Annotated in this window: 19 protein-coding genes and 1 tRNA gene; 12 read left to right on the top strand and 8 right to left on the bottom strand. The window is 73.8% G+C overall.

The annotated features are described in order from the left end of the window. From HBO46_RS03445 to HBO46_RS03455, 3 genes are all read left to right on the top strand, one after another. Positions 1 to 1401, top strand: a complete 1401-nt coding sequence (locus HBO46_RS03445; RefSeq protein WP_166136783.1) for an ABC transporter substrate-binding protein — start codon at positions 1 to 3, stop codon at positions 1399 to 1401. A gap of 666 nt (positions 1402 to 2067) precedes the next feature. After that, the gene (locus HBO46_RS03450; RefSeq protein ID WP_166136780.1) at positions 2068 to 3036 is read left to right on the top strand and encodes a DUF222 domain-containing protein; all 969 of its coding nucleotides are present in this window, start codon (positions 2068 to 2070) and stop codon (positions 3034 to 3036) included. Continuing rightward, complete coding sequence (locus HBO46_RS03455; protein ID WP_166136777.1) at positions 2973 to 3377, top strand: HNH endonuclease signature motif containing protein; 405 nt, start codon at positions 2973 to 2975, stop codon at positions 3375 to 3377. The genes HBO46_RS03450 and HBO46_RS03455 overlap by 64 nt, the downstream gene beginning before the upstream one ends. A 357-nt stretch (positions 3378 to 3734) precedes the next feature. On the opposite strand, the gene HBO46_RS03460 is transcribed toward HBO46_RS03455, so the two are convergent. Continuing rightward, on the bottom strand, positions 3735 to 5093 hold the full coding sequence (locus HBO46_RS03460; RefSeq protein ID WP_166136774.1) for an HRDC domain-containing protein: 1359 nt from the start codon (positions 5091 to 5093) through the stop codon (positions 3735 to 3737). Continuing rightward, on the bottom strand, positions 5093 to 5728 hold the full coding sequence (locus tag HBO46_RS03465; RefSeq protein ID WP_166136771.1) for a DUF3000 domain-containing protein: 636 nt from the start codon (positions 5726 to 5728) through the stop codon (positions 5093 to 5095). The genes HBO46_RS03460 and HBO46_RS03465 overlap by 1 nt, the downstream gene beginning before the upstream one ends. Positions 5729 to 5797: 69 nt before the next feature. Between HBO46_RS03465 and hemE the strand changes: the two genes are divergently transcribed. Then, positions 5798 to 6898, top strand: a complete 1101-nt coding sequence (gene hemE / locus HBO46_RS03470; RefSeq protein WP_166136768.1) for a uroporphyrinogen decarboxylase — start codon at positions 5798 to 5800, stop codon at positions 6896 to 6898. On the opposite strand, the gene HBO46_RS03475 is transcribed toward hemE, so the two are convergent. Next, positions 6880 to 7806, bottom strand: coding sequence for a LysR family transcriptional regulator (locus tag HBO46_RS03475; protein ID WP_166136765.1), 927 nt, complete (start codon positions 7804 to 7806; stop codon positions 6880 to 6882). The genes hemE and HBO46_RS03475 overlap by 19 nt on opposite strands. 243 nt (positions 7807 to 8049) lie before the next feature. Here HBO46_RS03475 and HBO46_RS03480 point away from each other — a divergent pair, with 243 nt between their 5' ends. Genes HBO46_RS03480 through hemQ form a run of 5 tightly spaced genes read left to right on the top strand, consistent with a single transcriptional unit; the run spans position 8050 to position 12451 of the window. Next, positions 8050 to 9204: an LLM class flavin-dependent oxidoreductase gene (locus HBO46_RS03480; protein WP_166136762.1), complete on the top strand. Its 1155-nt coding sequence runs from the start codon at positions 8050 to 8052 to the stop codon at positions 9202 to 9204. Beyond that, the gene (locus tag HBO46_RS03485; protein WP_166136759.1) at positions 9201 to 9716 is read left to right on the top strand and encodes an NAD(P)H-dependent oxidoreductase; all 516 of its coding nucleotides are present in this window, start codon (positions 9201 to 9203) and stop codon (positions 9714 to 9716) included. The genes HBO46_RS03480 and HBO46_RS03485 overlap by 4 nt, the downstream gene beginning before the upstream one ends. After that, the gene (locus HBO46_RS03490) at positions 9713 to 10231 is read left to right on the top strand and encodes a flavin reductase family protein (RefSeq protein ID WP_166136756.1); all 519 of its coding nucleotides are present in this window, start codon (positions 9713 to 9715) and stop codon (positions 10229 to 10231) included. The genes HBO46_RS03485 and HBO46_RS03490 overlap by 4 nt, the downstream gene beginning before the upstream one ends. 50 nt (positions 10232 to 10281) lie before the next feature. Then, entirely contained in the window at positions 10282 to 11694 is a 1413-nt protein-coding gene (gene hemG, locus HBO46_RS03495; protein ID WP_166136753.1) for a protoporphyrinogen oxidase, read from the top strand. Between the two features lie 46 nt (positions 11695 to 11740). Further along, a complete protein-coding gene (hemQ, locus tag HBO46_RS03500) occupies positions 11741 to 12451 on the top strand; it encodes a hydrogen peroxide-dependent heme synthase (RefSeq protein ID WP_166136750.1) in 711 nt (236 codons plus the stop codon). Positions 12452 to 12496: 45 nt separating this feature from the next. Here hemQ and HBO46_RS03505 read toward each other — a convergent pair whose 3' ends face one another. Beyond that, positions 12497 to 13882, bottom strand: a complete 1386-nt coding sequence (locus HBO46_RS03505; protein WP_166136747.1) for an FAD-binding oxidoreductase — start codon at positions 13880 to 13882, stop codon at positions 12497 to 12499. Between the two features lie 173 nt (positions 13883 to 14055). Further along, positions 14056 to 14472 carry a peptide-methionine (R)-S-oxide reductase MsrB gene (msrB, locus tag HBO46_RS03510; protein WP_166136744.1) on the bottom strand — a complete coding sequence of 139 codons (417 nt, stop codon included), beginning with the start codon at positions 14470 to 14472 and terminating at the stop codon, positions 14056 to 14058. A 44-nt stretch (positions 14473 to 14516) separates the two neighbouring features. On the opposite strand from msrB, the gene HBO46_RS03515 reads away from it, so the two are divergent. Next, a complete protein-coding gene (locus HBO46_RS03515; protein WP_166136741.1) occupies positions 14517 to 15044 on the top strand; it encodes a mycothiol transferase in 528 nt (175 codons plus the stop codon). A gap of 7 nt (positions 15045 to 15051) precedes the next feature. Here HBO46_RS03515 and HBO46_RS03520 read toward each other — a convergent pair whose 3' ends face one another. Beyond that, on the bottom strand, positions 15052 to 16338 hold the full coding sequence (locus HBO46_RS03520; RefSeq protein ID WP_166136738.1) for a GNAT family N-acetyltransferase: 1287 nt from the start codon (positions 16336 to 16338) through the stop codon (positions 15052 to 15054). 86 nt (positions 16339 to 16424) lie between these two features. Here HBO46_RS03520 and HBO46_RS03525 point away from each other — a divergent pair, with 86 nt between their 5' ends. Continuing rightward, positions 16425 to 17510: a DNA polymerase domain-containing protein gene (locus HBO46_RS03525; RefSeq protein ID WP_166136735.1), complete on the top strand. Its 1086-nt coding sequence runs from the start codon at positions 16425 to 16427 to the stop codon at positions 17508 to 17510. A gap of 234 nt (positions 17511 to 17744) precedes the next feature. On the opposite strand, the gene HBO46_RS03530 is transcribed toward HBO46_RS03525, so the two are convergent. Together HBO46_RS03530 and HBO46_RS03535 are read right to left on the bottom strand one after the other, a co-directional pair. Continuing rightward, complete coding sequence (locus HBO46_RS03530) at positions 17745 to 18344, bottom strand: hypothetical protein (RefSeq protein WP_207949888.1); 600 nt, start codon at positions 18342 to 18344, stop codon at positions 17745 to 17747. Continuing rightward, complete coding sequence (locus HBO46_RS03535) at positions 18344 to 19468, bottom strand: ATP-dependent DNA ligase (RefSeq protein WP_191480198.1); 1125 nt, start codon at positions 19466 to 19468, stop codon at positions 18344 to 18346. Before HBO46_RS03535 ends, HBO46_RS03530 begins: the two co-directional genes overlap by 1 nt. Before the next feature lie 105 nt (positions 19469 to 19573). On the opposite strand from HBO46_RS03535, the gene HBO46_RS03540 reads away from it, so the two are divergent. After that, positions 19574 to 19652: transfer RNA gene (locus HBO46_RS03540), tRNA-Gln, on the top strand. The last annotated feature ends 1 nt before the right edge of the window (position 19653 follow it).

The raw sequence follows: 19653 nt of genomic DNA on the forward strand, positions 1-19653 counted from the left end.
GTGAGCAGCAGGCAGGTCCGAGGGGTACGACGCATGACCTGCTGGACCGCGGCACTCGCGCTCACCCTGGGGCTGGCCGCGTGCTCGACCGACGAGGACCCCGAGCCCACGTCCCCGCGCACCACCTCGGCCGCGCCGTCGCAGCCCCGCGAGGTCGAGCTGACCTTCGGCGTGTGGGGCAGCGACGACGAGATCGCGGCGTACGAGTCGACCGTGGCGCAGTTCAACGCCATCTCCGAGGAGAGCAACGTCCGGATCGTGGCGTTCCCGAACCGCGAGGCGCTGGTCAAGGCGCTGCGCACCGGCGCCCGCGAGACGCCCGACGTCTACATGCTCGACCGCCAGGACCTGGTCTGGGCCCACGACGACGACCTCAACATCCCGATCGGGGAGCTCCTCGACGAGCGCGGCGTGGAGTTCGGCGACCGCTACTCCCGCTCCGCGCTCGAGGCCTTCGGGCTCGACCGCGAGCTGCAGTGCATGCCCTACGGCATCTCGCCCACGGTCATGTACTACAACACCGACCTCGTCGACTTCGACCGGATGGCCGAGCTCGGCCTCGACGTCCCGTCGGCCGCCCGCACCAAGTGGACCTTCGCGCAGTTCGAGGAGGCCGCGAACTTCGCCTCCCGCAAGCGCCGGGGGACCAAGGGCGTGCACGTCCCGCCGACCCTCCTGGGCCTCGCGCCGTTCGTGTACTCCGGCGGCCCGCTGTTCGACGACGAGACCGACCCGACCTCGCTCGCCCTGAACGACGACGACTCGCGCGAGGCGCTGGCCGAGTCCCTGCGGGTGCTGCGTGACCCGACGCTGACGCTGTCCGACGCCCAGCTGGCCCGCCGTACGGCGCTGGACTGGTTCAAGGCCGGCAAGGTCGCGATGATCCCCGGCGACCGCTCGCTCGTGCCCGAGCTGCGCCGCGTGCGGGGGCTGGACTTCGACGTCATCCCGATGCCGGTCCTGGAGTCCCCGGCGACCGTCGGCGACATCACCGGGCTCTGCGTCTCCACCACCGCCCGCAGCGTGCCCGAGGCCGCCGACTTCGTGGTGCACGCGCTGTCCACCGAGTCGGTGCGCGAGGTGACGCGTGCGGGCTACCTGGCACCCGCCAACCAGGAGGTCGCGCTCAGCGAGGACTTCCTGCAGCCCGGCCGCCAGCCCGAGCACGCCGGCGCGTTCAACACCAGCGTGCGGGCCCTGCAGATCCCGCCGCTGCTCGACGTGTGGGGCGAGCTCGAGGCCGCGGTGAACCCGATCCTGCGCGAGCTCTTCACCGTCCCGGTCGTCGATGACATCGGCGACTACACCGAGCGCATCGACGAGGCCTCCCGCGCCGTCCTGGACCCCGAGTCGGTCGAGGAGTCGCCCACGGAGGAGCCCTCGGGTTCACCGACGGAGTAGTTTCTCCGCTTCGTTGGTCGGTGGCGGGGGTGTGGGTGAACCTTGTCGATGCCCCGCTGGCCGGCCGCCGCCGTTGGTCGAGCTTGTCGAGACTGGCCCCGCGTAGTCAGCGGGTGTCCTGCCCGGGACTTGTCCGTTTCCGGCTGCCGGCCCGGCCTGGGTTGGAGTGGCTGGCCTGGTCAGGAGCTTGACCGACCGGTGTAAGCGCACCGGTCGTGTCTCATCACAGTCCTTGGTGATCAGCACCGCTGCGCCTGGCGGTCCCCGCCGACGCGCGGGGTGTCCAGCCGGGGCTGGGACGGGGCCTTACGCGCGACGCGGACCGCGTCGAGGGGGACTTCGCGCCGCTGCGGCGCTCCGCACGCACCGGCCGGTTCGCCGCCCAGAAGCTGCCCGCGATGGTGCGCACCGCGGCCGGGTCCACTCCGAGGCCGCGTTCGCGATGCTCGCCGGCGCCGCCCGTCACGGCGAACAGCGGACAAACCACGAAAGTCCCCGCCCCGCACCCCTTGACCAGACAGAGGAGCGTCCCCGGCTGGTGAGGGTCTCGACGGCCTCGCTGGCGCGCGCTGCTCGACCAACGGTGGTCGACCTCCGTCGGACGCCTGGCCGAGATCGCGGTGGACAACCCCTTATTCTCGAACATGCGTTCGAGTAGAATGAGGCATGGCCTCCCCCGAACTCCCCGAGTGCGACACCCCAGCCGCCGTGCTGGCGTTCGCGCAGCGCCGCCGGGCTGCGGCCCAGCGGGCGGAGATCGACGTCGTGGAAGCGGCTCTGGTGTGGGCGTCGATGCACCCGGAGGAGTCGGTCTCTGAGGTTTCGACAGGGTCAACCAACGGGTTGGTGTTCGGGGAGGGCGCGGTGCCCCTGGCGGGTGAGGGTGCGCCGCTGGTGGCGGAGTTCGCGCCGATGGAGTTCGGCGCCGCGCTGGGTCTGTCGACCGACTCCGCCCGAGCGCTGGTCGGGGACGCGCTGGAGCTGGCGCATCGGTTGAAGCGGACCTGGAAGCTGGTCCGCGCCGGCAAGGTGCCGCTGTGGAAGGCGCGGCGGCTCGCACAGCTGACCACCACCCTGCCGCTCGATGGGGCGGACTTCGTGGACCGCCAGCTCGCCGCCGTCGTCGGGAAGATCAGCTGGGCCGGGATCGAGCGGCTCGTCGATCAGGCCCGCGTGATGTTCGACCCCGAGGGCGCGGAGAAGCAGCGCCTTGCCGCTGCGGACGCGCGTCGCTTCGACGTCCACACCCGCGAGGCCACCCACGACGGCACCGTCCACGTCGAGGGGGTGCTCGACCTCGCCGACGCACTCGACCTCGACGCCGCGATCCGGCACGGCGCCGAGGAACTGGCGGCTCTCGGGTCGACGGAGGCGTTGGACGTGCGTCGCTCGATCGCGGCCGGTGAGCTGGCCCGACGGCAACTCGCCCTCGACCTGCGGGCCGAAGCCGGTGATGGTGCTGCCTCGGTCGTGAAGCCGCGCCAGGTCGTGTCATCCACGTCCACCTCTCCCACGCCGCGATCAGCCGTGATGAGGCCGGCATCGCCCACGTCGAGGAGACCCGGTCGATCGTGTCCACCGAGCAGGTCCGCCAGTGGTGCAGCGGCGACGCCCAGGTGGTCGTCAGGCCGGTGATCGACCTCGAGGCCCACCACCCCACCGCCGCCTACGCAGTGCCTGACCGGCTCGTCGAGCAGACCCGTCTCACCCAGCCGGTGTGCGCGTTCCCGTGGTGCGAACGACCGGCCCGGCGCTGCGACACCGACCACGTCACCGCCCACGGTGACGGTGGCCCGACGTGCTCGTGCAATCTCGCGCCGCTCTGCCGGCGACATCACCGAGCGAAGACCCACACCGCGTGGACCTACGACACCACCGATGCCTCGACGTACCTCTGGCGATCGCCCCACGGGCTGCACCTGGTCAAGGACCACGGCGAGACCCGGCTCGTCACCGCACACCCACCGGACGAGTAGATCGACCGCCCCGGCCCCGTCGACAGCCCGCCGGCGGGGCCATACCCCTGCCCGGTCCGGCTACCCCGGACTTGGGATGCTCCGCTGTCTGTCGAGGGTGTGAGGCGGAGCCTCCCGAGGCGTCGGTAGAGGTAGCCGGCGATGGGGCGCTCGAGGCAGCGGCATGGCCGGGACGGATCCGCCAGGCGGCCGCGGCGCGTACCCGTCGAGGGCAGTTTGGCCGGCGAGCCGGTCTCGGATCTGCTGCGGAGCAGAGCAGCGATGGACAGCTGACGTCGGGCTTTCCCAGCGGCCTGGACCTATGACAGGACCGACGGACGCCCGCTCGACCAACCTGGCGCCGAGTCAGGCGCCGACTCAGGCGTCGGGCTCTGCGGGCTCCGGGCTCGGCTGGGGGTCGGGCTCGGTGTCGGCGCGCAGGATCGCGTCGGTGATCACCGGGCCGGTGAGGTCGGCCTGCCACTGGCGGGCGCCGAGATCGAGGAGGGCCTGGGCGACCTGCGAGGCGAGCTCGGCCGGCTCGCGGGACGCGGGCGGCGTCCACAGGGTGCGGCGCAGGTAGTCGGGGGTGAGCAGGTTCTCGACCGGCATCTGGTGGGTCTCGGCGAGCGTGGCCATCTCCTCGCGCGCGATCGCCAGGCGGCGGGCGGCCACCGGGTCGCGGTCGGCCCAGGCGCGGGGCGTGGGCGGGCCGTCGCCGCGCGGGGCACGGGGCGGGAGCTCGCTCTCGGGCAGGGCGGCGGCCTCGCGGATCGCGGCGATCCAGCGCACGGAGTAGCGCTCGGCGCCACGGCCGTGGAAGCCCTTGGTCTCGAGCAGGGCCGCCCGCTCGGTCGGCATCGCCTGGGCTGCGGCGACGAGGGCGGCGTCGGGGATGATCCGGCCGGGCGTCACGTCGCGCTGCCGGGCGATCTCGTCGCGGGTCTCCCACAGCAACTTGGCGGCGGCGAGCGCGCGGCGCCCGCGCACGCGGTGCAGTCCGGAGACACGGCGCCAGGCGTCGGCGCGGGGAGTCTGCTCGAAGCTGAGCAACGCCTCGAACTCCTGGCGTGCCCACTCGGCCTTGCCGCTCTCCTCGAGCTCGGCGGCCAGCGCGTCGCGCAGCTCGACGAGGACCTCGACGTCGAGGGCGGCGTACTCCAGCCAGGGGCGGGGGAGCGGCCGGGTGGACCAGTCGACGGCCGAGTGCTCCTTCTTCAGCCGCCGGCCGAGCACCGTCTCCACCAGGGTGGCGAGGCCGACGCGCGGGTGGCCGAGCAGGCGACCGGCCAGCTCGGTGTCGAAGAGGGCGGCGGGGCGCAGGCCGATCTCGGCGAGGCAGGGCAGGTCCTGGGTGGCGGCGTGCAGGATCCACTCGGGACCGTCGAGCACCTCCGCGAGCGGGGCCAGGGTGGACAGTGCGATCGGGTCGACCAGTGCGGTGCCGGAGCCCTCGCGGCGCAGCTGCAGGAGGTAGGCGCGGCCGGAGTAGCGGTACCCGGAGGCCCGCTCGGCGTCGATCGCGATCGGGCCGGAGCCCTCGCGCAGCCGGGCGACGTAGTCCAGGAGTGCGGCGTCGGTCTCGATGACCGGGGGGAGCCCGTCGCGCAGGGTGAGCATCGGCGCGGGGGGCGTCTCGTCGGCCGGCTCGGCTGCCGGCGCGTCGGTCGCGGGCGTCTCCGGCTCGGGGGTCTCGTCGACGGGGGTGGTGTCGGGGGTGGTGTCGGGGGTCGGCATCAGTGCGCTGCGCCCCGCTGGCCCCGTCGGCTCGGCATGGCGGTGACACCCTCGGGCACCGGCGGCAGGCCGACGGCGGTGCACATCAGCTCACCCCACGCCTCGACGTGCGGTGCCAGGTCGGGGCCTTGGCTGGGACCGACGGGCCCGACGCCGAGCGGCGTCCAGGAGGCGCGGACCTCGACCTGGGCGGTGCCGTCCTCGTCGGCCATCGAGCCGAAGCTCGCGGTCGTGACGACGGTGACGGTCCCGGAGATGGCGGCGTACGTCGCGCCGTGAGCGTCCAGGGCCTCGGTCAGCCAGGACCAGCCGACGGCGGCGAGCATCTGGTCGGTGCTCAGGTCGTTGTCGATCTCGGCGCGGGCGTAGGCGACGCAGCGGAAGGTGCCCTCCCAGGCGTCGTTGCCGGCGGGGTCGTGCAGCAGGATCAGCCGGCCGCTGCCGAGGTCGACGTCGTCGACGGTGACGTCGGCAGAGAGGGCGGAGGCGTAGGGGGCGATCCGCTGGGGCGCGGGCATCTCCTCGCAGAGGATCTCCGGGCGCAGCCGCGCACGGCGCATGCTGGCCACGGCCTCCCGGAACTCGAGGGGACTGGGCGCACCCGGGCCAGGGTGCGTCTCCTGACGCGCGACCATGGGGCCAGCGTAGGTCCGCGACCCTCGAACCGATGTGCGAACACGCCGGGCGGGTGCGACCCTTGTGGCGTGAGCCAGCGTCCCGCCCCCGCCTCCGTCCCCGCCGACTCCGCCGCCGCGAGCACTCCGGCAGCGGCTCCGCAGCTCGCCGACAGCGCCTTCCTCAAGGCCGCGCGCGGCGAGGAGGTGCCGCACACGCCGGTGTGGTTCATGCGCCAGGCGGGCCGCTCGCTGCCCGAGTACCTGCGGGTGCGTGAGGGCGTCGGCATGCTCGAGTCCTGCATGGACCCCGAGCTGGTCGTGGAGATCACCCTCCAGCCGGTCCGGCGGTACGGCGTGGACGCCGCGATCTTCTTCTCCGACATCGTGCTCCCGCTCAAGGCCGTCGGCGTCGACCTCGACATCGTGCCCGGCGTCGGGCCGGTCGTGGCCAACCCGGTGCGGACCATGGCCGACGTGGAGGCGATCTCGGACCTGACCCCCGAGCACGTCCCCTTCATCACCCAGGCCGTGCGCGGTCTCGTGGGCGAGCTGGGCGCCACCCCGCTGATCGGGTTCGCGGGCGCGCCGTTCACGGTGGCCTCCTACCTCGTCGAGGGCGGTCCCTCCAAGGAGCACGCCCGCACCAAGGCGATGATGTTCGGCGCCCCCGACGTCTGGGACGCGCTGATGCGCAAGATCTCCGGCATCGCCGCGGCGTACCTGCGCGTGCAGGTCGAGGCCGGCGCCTCCGCCGTCCAGCTCTTCGACTCCTGGGCCGGCGCGCTCACCCCGGCCGACTACCGCGAGCACGTGATGCCGCACTCGACCCGGGTGCTGGCCGCGGCCGGCGAGCTCGGGGTGCCGCGCATCCACTTCGGCGTGGGCACCGCCAACCTGCTCGACCTGATGGGCGAGGCCGGAGCCGACGTCGTCGGCGTCGACTGGCGCACGCCGCTGGAGCGGGCGATCCCGCTCGTCGGCGACCGCGGCGTCCAGGGCAACCTCGACCCGACGCTGGTCTTCGCCCCCACCGACGTGATGACCGCCCGCGCCGCGCAGGTCATCGAGGCGGGCCGGGCCGCGCGCGGCCACATCTTCAACCTCGGCCACGGCGTGATCCCCTCCACCGACCCCGACCAGCTGGCCCGGCTGACCGAGTTCGTGCAGTCCTACGACCTGAGCAGGTAGTCCTCGTTCGGGGACCGGCGCGCGGCCTGGGCGAGGAACGCCTCGTGCAGGTCGCGCACGGCCCGCGGCACGTGCCCGCCCGCCCGCTGCTGCACCACCAGGGTCACGCCGGTGTGGTCCCCGGCGATCGGCCGGGTGGTGATCAGCCCGGCGCGCTCCATCGGGTCGCCGACCACGCTGTAGTCCGGCAGCAGCGTCACGCCGAGGCCGTCGGCCACCATCACCTTGCCCATCTCGGCGCCGTCGGTGCTGTGGCACGACGCCGGCAGGTCGGTCCCGAAGAGCCGGTGGGCGAAGCGGTGCATCAGGTAGCCCGCGCGCATCGTGATCACCTGCTCGCCGCGCAGCTGCTCCGCCGTCACCTCGTCGTACGACGTGAGCGGGTGGCCGGCGGGCAGGACGGCGACCGGGCGGCCGTGCAGCAGATCGGTGCTGAGCAGGTCCGGCGCGACGTCGTCCCCGGAGAGCAGGTTGACCAGGCCGAGGTCGAGCGACCCCTCGACCAGCGCGACGTGGATGTCGGCCTGCTGCATGGTCAGGATCTCCACGTGCGAGCCCGGGTGGGTGTCGTGGAAGCGGCGTACCGCGGGCAGCAGCACCGTGGAGGTCGCGGCGTTGACGGTGCCGAGGCGGATCGCCCGCGCGCTCGCCGTCTGGTCCCCGGCGGCGGTGCGCAGCCGGCTGACCGCCTCGAGCACCTCGACCATGGGGTGCAGCAGGTCGCGGCCCTGTCGGCTGATCCGGGCGCCGGAGCGGCGGCGGTCCAGCAGGGTCACGCCGAGCTCGCGCTCGAGCTTGCTCACCGCCTCGCTGAGCGCCGGCTGGGAGATGTGCAGGCGCTCGCTGGCCTTGCGCAGCGAGCCGTACTGGGTGACTGCTGCGATGTACTCGAGCTGCTCGATGCGCAACGGGAGGTCCTGTCCTTGTCTATTAAGTCAGTCAAGATAAGGCATCGTAGCGCGTGGAAGGGGTGCGCGGGGGGAGGTGGAAGGCGCTGCCTGTCACCGGTTCGCCCGAATCTGGGACGGGTGCATGGCCCCCGCCTTGCAACTGCTTAATATCTACTGGTTTAGTGGACAAAGGTGATCCTGTCGTCGACCCCGAGCTCGCACGAGGCACCACCCACGCATCCCGCCGCTGAAAGGCAGACGATGAGCACGCTGAAGTTCCACTGGTTCCTCCCCACCAACGGCGGAGACGGCCGCGCCATCGTCGGCGGCGGCCACGGCGTCGCCGCGACCGCCGCCGGCCGGCCGGCGAGCATCCCCTACCTGGGACAGATCGCGCGCAGCGCCGAGCAGCTCGGCTTCGAGGCCGCGCTGACCCCGACCGGCGCCTGGTGCGAGGACGCCTGGGTGACCACCGCGATGATCAGCAGCCTCTCCGAGCGGCTGAAGTTCCTCGTCGCCTTCCGTCCCGGCCTCATCGCGCCGTTCCTGGCCGCGCAGATGGCCGGCTCCTTCCAGAACCTCTCCGGCGGCCGGCTGCTGCTCAACGTCGTCGTCGGCGGCGAGGACCATGAGCAGCGGATGTTCGGCGACTTCTCCACCAAGGACGAGCGCTACGAGTCCGCCGGGGAGTTCCTGCACATCGTCAAGGCGCTGTGGGCGGGGGAGAAGGTCACCTTCGAGGGCAAGCACCACCGCGTCGAGGACGCCGTGCTCACCCAGATCCCCGGCCCGGTGCCGAAGGTCTACTTCGGCGGCTCCTCGCCGGCGGCCGGCACCGTCGCAGCCAAGTACGCCGACGTCTACCTGACCTGGGGCGAGCCGCCGGCCGCGGTCGCGGAGAAGATCGCCTGGATCCGCGAGCTCGCCGCCGCGGAGGGCCGCGAGGTCAGGTTCGGCATCCGCCTGCACACCATCGCCCGCGACACCTCCGAGGCGGCCTGGGCCGAGGCGGACCGGATGCTCTCCGGGATCTCCGAGGACGAGATCGCCCGCATCCAGGCCGGGCTCGCGCGCAGCGGCTCGGTCGGACAGCGCCGCATGCTCGAGCTCAACAAGGGCAGCAAGGACGGCCTCGAGGTCTTCCCGAACCTCTGGGCCGGCGTCGGCCTGGTGCGCGGCGGCGCCGGCACCGCGATGGTCGGCAGCCACAGCGAGATCGCCGACCTGGTCGAGAAGTACGCCGAGGTCGGCATCGAGGAGTTCGTCCTCTCCGGCTACCCGCACCTGGAGGAGTCCTACTGGTTCGGCGAGGGCGTCCTGCCCGAGCTGGCCCGGCGCGGCCTCTGGGAGCACCCCGCCCCGCCGGTCGCGGGCCCCGCGTCGGTGCCGTTCGGCGGCGCCGCGGCCGCGTCGTGAGCGCGCGCGTCGCCGTCGTCGTCGGCAACCCCCGACCCGGCAGCCGCACCCTGGCGGCGGCGACCCACGTGGCGCGCGAGCTCAGCGGCGCCGAGCCGGACCTGGTCGTCGACCTCGGCGCCGTCGGTCCGGGCCTGCTCGACTGGGCCGACCCGGAGGTCGGCTCGCTGGTGCGACAGGTGGGCGCCGCGGAGCTGGTCGTGGTCGCGAGCCCGACGTACAAGGCGACGTACACGGGGCTGCTCAAGCTGTTCCTCGACCGCTTCGCCGCGAGCGGGGAGGGGAGCCTGCAGGGCGTCGCCGTACCGTTGATGCTCGGCGCAGGTCCGGCCCACGCGCTCGCCCCCGAGCTCACCCTGCGCCCGGTGCTCAGCGAGATCGGTGCCGTCGTGCCCGTGCGCGGCCTCTACGTCCTCGACTCGCGCCACGACGACCCCACGGCGTACGCCGACTGGCTGGCCGAGTCCCGCCCGCGCGTCCGCGCCCACCTCACCTCAGGAGCACCCGCATGAGCGTCACCCCGCTGAGCACCAACCAGGACCTCGACCCCCAGCGGCTGCGCGAGGCGTTCGGGATCTTCCCCAGCGGCGTCGTGGCCGTGGCCGCGGAGGTCGACGGGCGGCTCGTCGGGCTCGCCGCGAGCTCGTTCACCTCCGTGAGCCTGGAGCCGCCGCTGGTGTCGTTCTCGATCGCGAACACCTCCATGACCTGGCCGGATCTGCGCCGCGCCGGCCACCTGGGCGTGACGGTGCTCGCCGACCACCACGGCTCGGTCTGCCGCCAGCTGGCCGGTCCGGTCGAGGAGCGCTTCGCCGGGGTCGCGGCCACCGTCACCGAGGAGGGCGCCGCCACCCTCGACGAGGGTCTGGTGCGCTACGACACCTCGATCTACCGCGAGGTCGAGGCGGGGGACCACACGATCGTGCTGCTCCAGGTGCACGCCGTGGAACGCCTCGGTGAGACCGGCGACGGCTCGCCGCTGGTCTTCCACCGCAGCGGGTTCGGCCGCCTCGAGGCCTCCGCCTGACCCACCCGGCCCCGCCCGCCGCAGGTGGGGCCGGGGCATAGCCTGAGGCCGTGCCTTCCCCGACCCGAGTCGCCGTCGTCGGTGCCGGCCTGGCCGGTCTCACCGCAGCCCACGACCTCAGCGCCCGCGGGTGCGAGGTGGTGGTCCTGGAGTCCGCCGACCGCGTCGGCGGCAAGATCCGGCGCACCGACGTCGCCGGGGTCACCGTCGACGTCGGCGCCGAGGCGATGCTGCACCGCCGCCCCGAGGGCTTCGAGCTGGCCCGCTCCCTCGACCTCGAGGTCGAGCACCCCGCCGTCGTGTCCTCGCGGATCTGGACCCGTGGCGCGCTGCGGCAGCTGCCGCGCTCGCTGATGGGCGTGCCGCTCGACCTCGACCAGCTGGCCGCCTCCGGCGTGCTGAGCCCCGAGGGGCTGGCCCGGGTCCGCCGCGAGCCGACGCTGCCGCCCGAGGTCCTCGACGAGGACGTCACCGTCGGCGACCTGGTCGCGCGCCGCCTCGGCGACGAGGTCGTGGACCGGCTCGTCGAGCCGCTGCTCGGCGGCGTGTACGCCGGCCACGCGCGGCTGATCTCCGCCCGGGCGGCGGTCCCGCAGCTGGTCTCCCTGGCCCAGCGCGGCTCCCTGCTCGAGCTCGGCGCCGCGCTGCCCAGCGACCGGGACACCCCGGTCTTCGCCGGGCTGCCCGGCGGCATGGGCCGGCTGCCCGAGACGCTCGCCGCGTCGCTCGACGTACGGCTGTCCACGACGGTGCGGGCGCTGGAGCGTACCGAGGACGGCCTGCGGCTGGTGACCGGGCCGACGACCGCACCGGTGGCGCTCGACGTGGACGCGGTGGTGCTCGCGACGCCCGCCGCGCCGACCGCGCGGCTGCTCGCCGACCTGGCCCCGACGGCCGCCGCCGACCTCGCCGGCATCGAGTACGCCTCGATGGCCGTGGTCAGCCTGGCCTTCCGCGCCGCCGACGCCGCCGCGCTCGAGGCCACCGGGTCCTCGGGATTCCTGGTGCCGCCCGTGGACGGGCGGCGGATCAAGGCCTCGACGTTCTCCTTCGCCAAGTGGGGCTGGGTGCGCCGCGCCGGCGCCGCCGCCGAGGAGCCGCTGGTCCACCTGCGCACCTCGCTGGGCCGTCACCGCGAGGAGGCCGCGCTCCAGGCGAGCGACGAGGAGCTCATCGCCTGGTCGCTGGCCGACCTGGCCGAGGCGACCGGCTTCGCCGCCACCCCCGTCGACGCGCACGTGCAGCGGTGGGGCGGCGGCCTGCCGCAGTACGCGCTGGGCCACGTCGAGCGCGTCGCCCGGATCCGCGCTGCGGTCGAGCGGGTGCCCGGGCTGGCGGTCTGCGGAGCGGCGTACGACGGGGTGGGCATCCCGGCCGTGATCGCCTCCGCACGCACCGCGGTCGCGCGGCTGGTGCCGCCCGGGGTGCCGGCGGAGTCGTCGGCGGAGTCCGCCGCGGGCTGACCGGGGCCGGGCGAGGCGCGCTGGGCGCGTTGGTGACAATGGGGGCATGAGCGAGACCAAGTCCAACGCCGCCCGCGTCCGCGAGATCAACGACTCCATCCGCTACACGATGTGGTCGGTCTTCCGGCTGCGCGACGTGCTGGGCGAGGATGCCGACCGGGCCGGGGAGGCGGCCGAGGTCGAGAAGCTCTTCGCCGACCTCGCCGAGGCCGACGTGGTCGTGCGCGGCACCTACGACGTGTCCGGCCTGCGCGCGGATGCCGACGTCATGGTGTGGACCCACGCGACGACGTCGGAGGAGCTCCAGGCGGCCTACCACCGCTTCCGCCGCACCCGCTTCGGGCGCCGCCTCGAGCCGGTGTGGTCGCAGATGGCGCTGCACCGCCCGGCGGAGTTCAACAAGAGCCACGTCCCGGCGTTCCTCAACAACGAGGAGCCCAAGGCGCACGTGTGCGTCTACCCGTTCGTGCGCTCCTACGAGTGGTACCTGCTGCCCGACGAGGAGCGTCGCCGCATGCTCGCCGAGCACGGCAAGATGGCCCGCGACTACGCCGACGTGCGTGCCAACACCGTGGCGTCGTTCGCGCTGGGCGACTACGAGTGGATGCTCGCCTTCGAGGCCGACGAGCTCTACCGGATCGTGGACCTGATGCGTCACCTGCGCGGCTCCGACGCCCGCCGCCACGTGCGCGAGGAGGTGCCGTTCTACACCGGCTCCCTGGCCCCCGTCGGCGACCTGGTCGCGCGCCTGCCCTGACGGCCGACCTGACGCCGGCCCTGGCGCCTGCGTGACCGGCCGGCGTCAGGGCCGCTCGGCCGCCACCGGGTGGTTGGCCACCAGCCGGCGTTGCGGGTCGAACGTGTCGCGCACCCCGGTGAGCCGCTCCCGGGCCGCGGCGTCGAACATCGTGGCGGGGTCCGAGCGGGCCTCGGTGAACGTCGGGATCCGGGTGGGCAGCGTCCACGGCGCCATCGCGCGTATGACGTCCGCCGCGGCGGCCCGGCCGGCGGCGGCCGCCTCGGCGTCGGGTGCCATCGCGAGGCAGAGCAGCGCGTAGTCGCCGGGCACCGCCGACAGCGCGCCGCCGGCCGCGTGCGGGCGGGCGAGCGCGCCGCCGAGGTGGCGCAGCTCGGCGATGGTGACCCCGGAGCGCGTACCGGGCCCGAGCACGCCGAGGAACGCCGCGACCGCGTCGTCCTCCAGCGGCCCCAGCATCGCGTGGTCGCCGATGCCCGGTACCGGCTCGGGCGGGTCCATGTGGACGTCGAGCACCCCCAGCGCCGGGATCCGGGCGAAGGTGTCGAGCTCGGGCTCGAGCGCGCGCAGCGGCTCCAGCAGCCCGGTGGCCTCGTCGTCGTCCTCCAGCGTGACGCCGTCGACGACCACCAGGTCGCGCCCGCTCAGGAAGGGCGGGAGCTCGGGCGCGGGCGGGAAGGCCATGATGCGCAACGAGCTCGTCACGGACTCCGGGAGATCGCGGGTCCAGCTCGCCCACGTGGCCACCACGGCCGGCGCGTGCTCGCGGTCCCACATCATCATCCCGGCGTGCGCGTCGGGCTGGGCGATCAGGTCGATCTCGGCCGCCACCACGACGCCCAGGTTGGCGCCGGCGCCGCGCAGGGCCCAGAACAGGTCGGCGTGCTCCGTGGCGTCGGCGTGCCGCAGGGCGCCGTCGGCGGTGACGACGTCGATGCCGCGCAGCGAGTTGGCCGCGAGCCCGTGGGTGCGGCCGTAGCAGGAGATCCCGCCGCCGAGCAGGTAGCCGATCGCGGCGACGCTCGGGGAGCTGCCGTGCAGGGCGGTCAGCCCGTGCGGCGAGGACTCCGCGACGACCTGGCCCCACGTCGTCGCCCCGGCGATGCGGGCCGTGCGGGCGTCAGGGTCGACGCTCACGTCGCTGAGCCCGGAGAGCCGCACGACCACCACGTCGTCCAGCCCGTCCGCGGCCAGCGCGGCGGCGCCGTGACCGGCGTTCTGCGGCGCGACCCGGAGGCCGGCGGCCGCGGCCGCCACGACCAGGTCCTGCACCTCCTGCGTCGTGGCCGGTACGGCGACCGCGGCGGGCCGCTGGTCGACGCTGAGGTTCCAGGGGCGCCGTGCGGCGTCGTACCCGGGATCGCCGGGGAGGTGGATCTCGCAGACTCCGCGCAGTGCGGAGGCGGTTGTGGCCGGGTCGAGGGTGGTCATGGGCGGGGTCCTTCGCGCTCGTCGGGCGACCCGTGGCCGCGGACGGCGACGTGGGTCGTATCCCCACCAGCGTGCGCACCGAGCGGGCCGGTTGGCGACTCGGTTTTCTGCCCGAACCCGGCGCCTTCCTGCCGAACCCGCCGCCCGGCCGGTCGACGTGCGAGGACCTCGCGCTACTGCTGCTCGCCGGCGCCCGCGGCGGGCTCCAGCGTCAGGCTCAGGCTGTTGATGCAGTAGCGGTCACCGGTCGGGGTTCCGTAGCCGTCGGGGAAGACGTGGCCGAGGTGGGAGCCGCACGAGGCGCAGCGCACCTCGACGCGCTTCATGCCGTGGGAGGTGTCCTCGATGTACTCGATGGTGTCGGTGACGGGCTGGTAGAACGACGGCCAGCCGCAGCCGGAGTGGAACTTGGTGTCCGACTCGAACAGCTTGGCCTGGCAGGCGCGGCAGCGGTAGACGCCGGTCGTCTCGGTGTCGTTGTACTCACCGGTGAAGGCCCGCTCGGTGCCCGCCTGGCGCAGCACGGCGTACTCCTCGGGGGAGAGCTGCTGGCGCCATTCCTCGTCGGTCTTCTCCACGTCGTAGCCCATGCTCGCATCGTACGGGGGCCTCCGAGGGGCGCTAGCCTGCCGGCATGGTGACGCGCGAGGAGCCACGCCCCGGGCTCGGCGGCGAGGCCGCCCACCACGCGGCGTACCTGCGCTTCCTGCGCGCGACGCTGCTCGAGCGCTGCGCGGCGCTGCCGGTCTCCGAGCAGCGCCGCCCGCACGTGCCCTCGGGGTGGACGCCGCTGGAGCTGGTCGACCACGTCGCCCACGTGGAGCGGCGCTGGGTCGTGTGGGGGTTCCTCGCCGAGCCGGTGGCCGACCCGTGGGGCGACTGGTGGCAGGGCGACACCGCGACCCGCTGGCACGTGCCCGAGCACCGCACCCTCGAGGACGTCGCCGCCGACCTGCGCGCGACCGCCGCGCGCACCGAGGAGCTGCTCGCCACGACTCCGCTGGAGACCCGTGCCGGCACCGGTGGCCGCTTCGGCGCGGAGACCGGGGAGCAGCTTCCCGACCTGCGCTGGATCGTGTTCCACCTGCTCCAGGAGTACGCCCGGCACGTCGGCCACCTCGACGTCGCCGTCGAGGTGGCCGGCGGCCCGACCGGGGAGTGAGGCGCGCTCAGAAGCTCGTCGCGCAGTACGGCGCGGGGCCGCCGTCGGCCATCGCGGCCAGCGTCTCGACGGCCTCAGCGGGACCGGTGATCCGCCCGGCGGCGTGCAGCGTCGGCACGGACACCCCGCCGAGGTAGGCGGCGCCGAGGGTGTCGGCGCCCATCCGGACCGCCGGCGCGGCGTCGTCCGGCGCGGCCTCGACCCGCGCCTCCCCGCCCCGGGTGCGGACCCGCCAGCGCCCGGCGATGTGGCCCAGCGGGTCGTCCACGTCGAGCACGAGCTCGCCGTCGGCGTACCAGGGCCGGGCGGTGAGCGCGGTCGGGAGGTCGAGCAGGCGGACCCAGAGCATGTCGCCCAGGCCGGTGGTGCGCACGACGCGCGGCTCGACCAGCGCCCAGCGCAGCGGGTCGTCGAGCGCGGTGCGGTGCTTGACCTGGTCGGCGAGGTCGACGTCGGCGAGGAAGCGCCACAGCCGCAGGTGCGCGTCCGGCGTCAGCGCCACGAGGTCGCTGACCTGGAGGGTGGGACGGCCCTCGACGTCCCCGGCCGAGCCGTAGCAGACGTAGCCGTCCGGCGTACCGCTCGCGTCGAGGTGGACCGCGGTCCACATCTTGCGGTCCGGTCCGCGCTCCTCCCAGTCGTAGCGGGCGGTGAGCATCGGCTCGTAGTCGTGGGGGCGGCCCACGGCGCCGCGCACCCGGGCGAGGTGCTGCGCGTAGACCGCGCTGATCACCGGCCAGGCGTCGGTCGGGTCCACGAGCTCGACCGACCCGCGGCCCAGCGGGTCGCGCAGGGCGAAGCGGGCGTCGGTGTCGACCATGACCCGCTGGTGCCAGGTCGCCGCGCCGAAGCCGAAGCGGCCGTAGATGGAGCCCTCGGTGGCGGTCAGCGCCGCGACCGGAAGCCCCCGGGCGGCGGCGTCGCGCAGGTCCTCGGTCATCATCCGGCGCAGCAGGCCGCGGCGGCGGTGGGTCGGGCTGACCGTGACGTCGGTGATCATCCGCAGCGCGAGCAGGCGCCCGCCCCCGACGTTCAGCTCCTTGTCGAAGGCGGCGAACGTCGCGACCGGGACGGTGTCGGGCCCGACGACGGGACGCGCCGGCCAGGCGCCGCGCAGCACCGCGTCGTCGGCGCGGCAGCCCTCCAGCCACAGGGCGCGCGCGGTGTCGTCCATCCGCGGCGCGTGGAACCCGCGGGTCGCGGCCTTGATCCAGCCGGTGATCAGCTCGGTGGCCCGCGGGGCCTCGTCGTGCGGGTCGAGGTCGGAGAAGGTCAGGTCGTCGTGGGCGCTCACGGGCGTCCAAGATACGCAGCGAGGAGCCGGTGCCGCCTCTGGGTTTCGCGCGCCCCGGACGCCCCGGCGGCCGCTAGCGTGTCGCCATGGCGAAGACGGCGGCGGGCGAGGTCAGGGCGGGGGAGCGCACGGTCCGGGTGTCCTCCCCGGACCGGGTGATCTACGAGGCCACCGACACCACGCCCGACATCACCAAGCTGATGGTCGCCGAGTACGTCGCGAGCGTCGGGGACGGCCTGATGTGCGCCCTGCGCGACCGGCCGACGGCGCTGGAGCGCTGGCCCAGCGGCGTGCGCGAGGGGATGCGGCTGGCGACCGGGCCCCGCGACAACGACGCCGAGGCGTTCTACCAGAAGCGGGTGCCGAAGGGCGCCCCCGACTACGTGCGCACCGTCGAGGTGCGCTTCCCCTCCGGGCGGACGGCGGAGGAGATCTGCCCCGACGAGATCGCGGTCCCGGTCTGGTGCGCCCACATGGGCACGCTGACCTTCCACCCCTGGCCGGTACGCCGCGACGACGTCGACCGCCCCGACGAGCTGCGCATCGACCTCGACCCGCAGTCGGGCACGTCGTTCACCGACGCCGTACGGGTGGCGGGGCAGGCACGCGCGCTGCTCGAGGAGCTCGGCATGCGCGGGTTCGCCAAGACCTCCGGCAACCGCGGCGTGCACGTCTTCGTGCGCATCGAGCCGCGCTGGGAGTTCGTCGACGTGCGCCACGCTGCGATCGCGTTCGGTCGCGAGCTGGAGAAGCGCGACCCGGGCGTCACCACCGCGTGGTGGAAGGAGGAGCGCGGCGAGCGGATCTTCGTGGACTACAACCAGAACAACCGCGACCGCACCATGGCCTCGGCGTACTCGCTGCGCCCGCTGCCCGGCGCCCCGGTCTCCACCCCGCTGGAGTGGGAGGAGTTGGCCGAGCTCACCGACCCGCGCGGGCTCAACCTGCTGACGGTGCCGCAGCGGCTGGCCGAGCACGGCGACCCGTGGGCGCAGATCGACGAGGTGCACCACGACCTCACCCCGCTGCTGGAGCTGTGGGAGGAACAGGGGGCGGTCGAGCTTCCCTATCCGCCGGACTACCCGAAGATGCCCGGCGAGCCGCCGCGGGTGCAGCCGAGCAAGAAGGTCGCGGAGCACTGGACCGAGGACGGGCAGCGGCGCGAGGACTGAGTCGACTCAAGCAACCGCAGGGGCCGACTCGCGGAAATGAGGAAGGGCCCGCCCGCGCCTCCCCCCAGACGCGCGGTGCGGGCCGTTCCTTCGTTCATGGACTGGCGGGCTCCCCCCAGGGGCCGCCGGTCCGACAGGCCTCACGAGGTGCTGCCTGTCTGTGCCCGAAACACTAGGGAGGCGAGGTCCACAGAAGATCCACAGAGCATCCAGCGTCGGGTAACAGACAGCCGCTCACACGCCGGTGACGCCCTCGCCGCCGCCGGCCTGCTCGTCGAAGGTCTCGCGCTCGAGCAGGTGCAGGACGGGTACGCCGATGCGGCGCCGCGCCCGCGAGGACCAGTCGACGTGGAAGAACTCCGCGACCAGGTGCGGGCGGGTCAGGATGATCGCCTCGGCGGCGTCGACCGCCTTGACCTTGGCCGCGAGCGCGTCGACCGGCGGCGCCGCGGTCACCTCGCCGACCGCCTCGGCGCCGGTGGCGCGCAGGGCGCTGAGCGTGTGCTGGAGCGACTCGCCGGCGCGGTCGCGGCAGTCCTCGCGGACCGCGTCGAGGTCGATGTCCTCCATCGCCATCGCGGGCGACCCCATCATGTCGCCGGCGCCCATGGTCCCCAGCGAGGCCTCGATGCGTGACGCGGCGTCCTCGAGCGGCAGCAGCACGTGGTAGACGACCTGGTCGGCGATGGTGTCGTGCAGCGAGTGGACCTGCGCGGCGTCGCTGGCCGAGAGCGTCTGCTCGACGAGGAGGACGACGTCGTAGGTGCCGATGCCGTCGTCGATCCGGTCGTTGCGCCGGTCGCCGGGGGGCGTGGACGGGGTCTGCTCGGTCATCAGGTGCCTTCCGGTGTGCTGGTCAGGATCGTGGTGAGGTCGTAGCCGGCGGGTTCCTCCAGCTGGTCGTACCCGCACGAGAGCGGGTCCCGGTCGGGCCGCCAGCGCTTGAACTGGGCAGTGTGGCGAAGTCGCGATCCCTCCATGTGGTCGTACTTCACCTCCAGGACTCGTGCGGGTCGCAGCGGGACGAAGCCGAGGTCCTTGCCGGCGCTCCATCTGCTCTGCGTCCCCGGTACCCGATCGGGGTTCGCGGTCAGCGCCTGCGCCCAGTGGCCCCACGGGTGCTCCTCCAGCGGGACCACGAGCGGCGCCAGCTCCTCGATCAGCTCGGCACGCCGGGCGGCGGTGAAGCTCGCGCTGACCCCGATGTGCTGGAGGTGGCCGCCGGCGTCGTACAGCCCGAGCAGCAGGCTGCCGAGCAGCGGGCGCTGCGGGGTGGAGGTCTTGTGCTCGCGGTAGCCGGCGACCACCACGTCGGCGGTGCGCTCGTGCTTGACCTTGAGCATCGTGCGCACGTTCGGCCGGTACGGCGCGTCGAGCGGCTTGGCGACGACCCCGTCGAGGCCGGCGCCCTCGAACTCGGTGAACCAGCGCTGCGCCTCGTCGCCGTCGACCGTGGTCCGGGTGAGGAAGCAGGGCCCGTGCTGCCCGGCCAGGTGGGCCAGCGCGTCCTCGAGCGCCGCGCGCCGCTCGGCGAACGGGCGCGCCATCAGCGACTCCTCGCCCAGCGCGAGCAGGTCGAAGGCCACGAACCCCGCCGGCGTCTCCTCGGCCAGCAGCGCGACCCGTGAGGCGGCGGGGTGGATGCGCTCCTGGAGCGACTCGAAGGCCAGCCGGCTGCCGCCGCCCTCGGCGGGCAGGGCCACGAAGATCTCGCCGTCGACGACGCAGCGCTCTGGCAGCTGCTCCTTGACCGCGGCGACGACCTCGGGGAAGTAGCGGGTCAGCGGCTTGGTGTTGCGCGAGGCCAGCTCGACCTCGTCACCGTCGCGGAAGACCAGGCAGCGGAAGCCGTCCCACTTGGGCTCGAAGAGCAGACCACCGTGCGCATCGGGGGCGGGCAGCCCGGACACGGACTTGGCGAGCATCGGCTGGACGGGCGGCATCACGGGCAGGTCCACGGGTGCGAGCGTAGGGCGAGCAACTAAGGTGTGGCAGTCCCCTGACGGAGATCCTCTGCAAGATCGGTCGATGTCCGCACAGGGAACAGCTCCCGCGAGGGACATTCCCCGGTTGGTCTGCCGGCAGGGCCCGCCTGACTTTGAATCAGGACTAGCGACGTAGGTTCGACTCCTACCCGGGGAGC

It is taken from the genome of Nocardioides ochotonae (assembly GCF_011420305.2).
Taxonomy (GTDB): Bacteria; Actinomycetota; Actinomycetes; order Propionibacteriales; family Nocardioidaceae; genus Nocardioides; species Nocardioides ochotonae.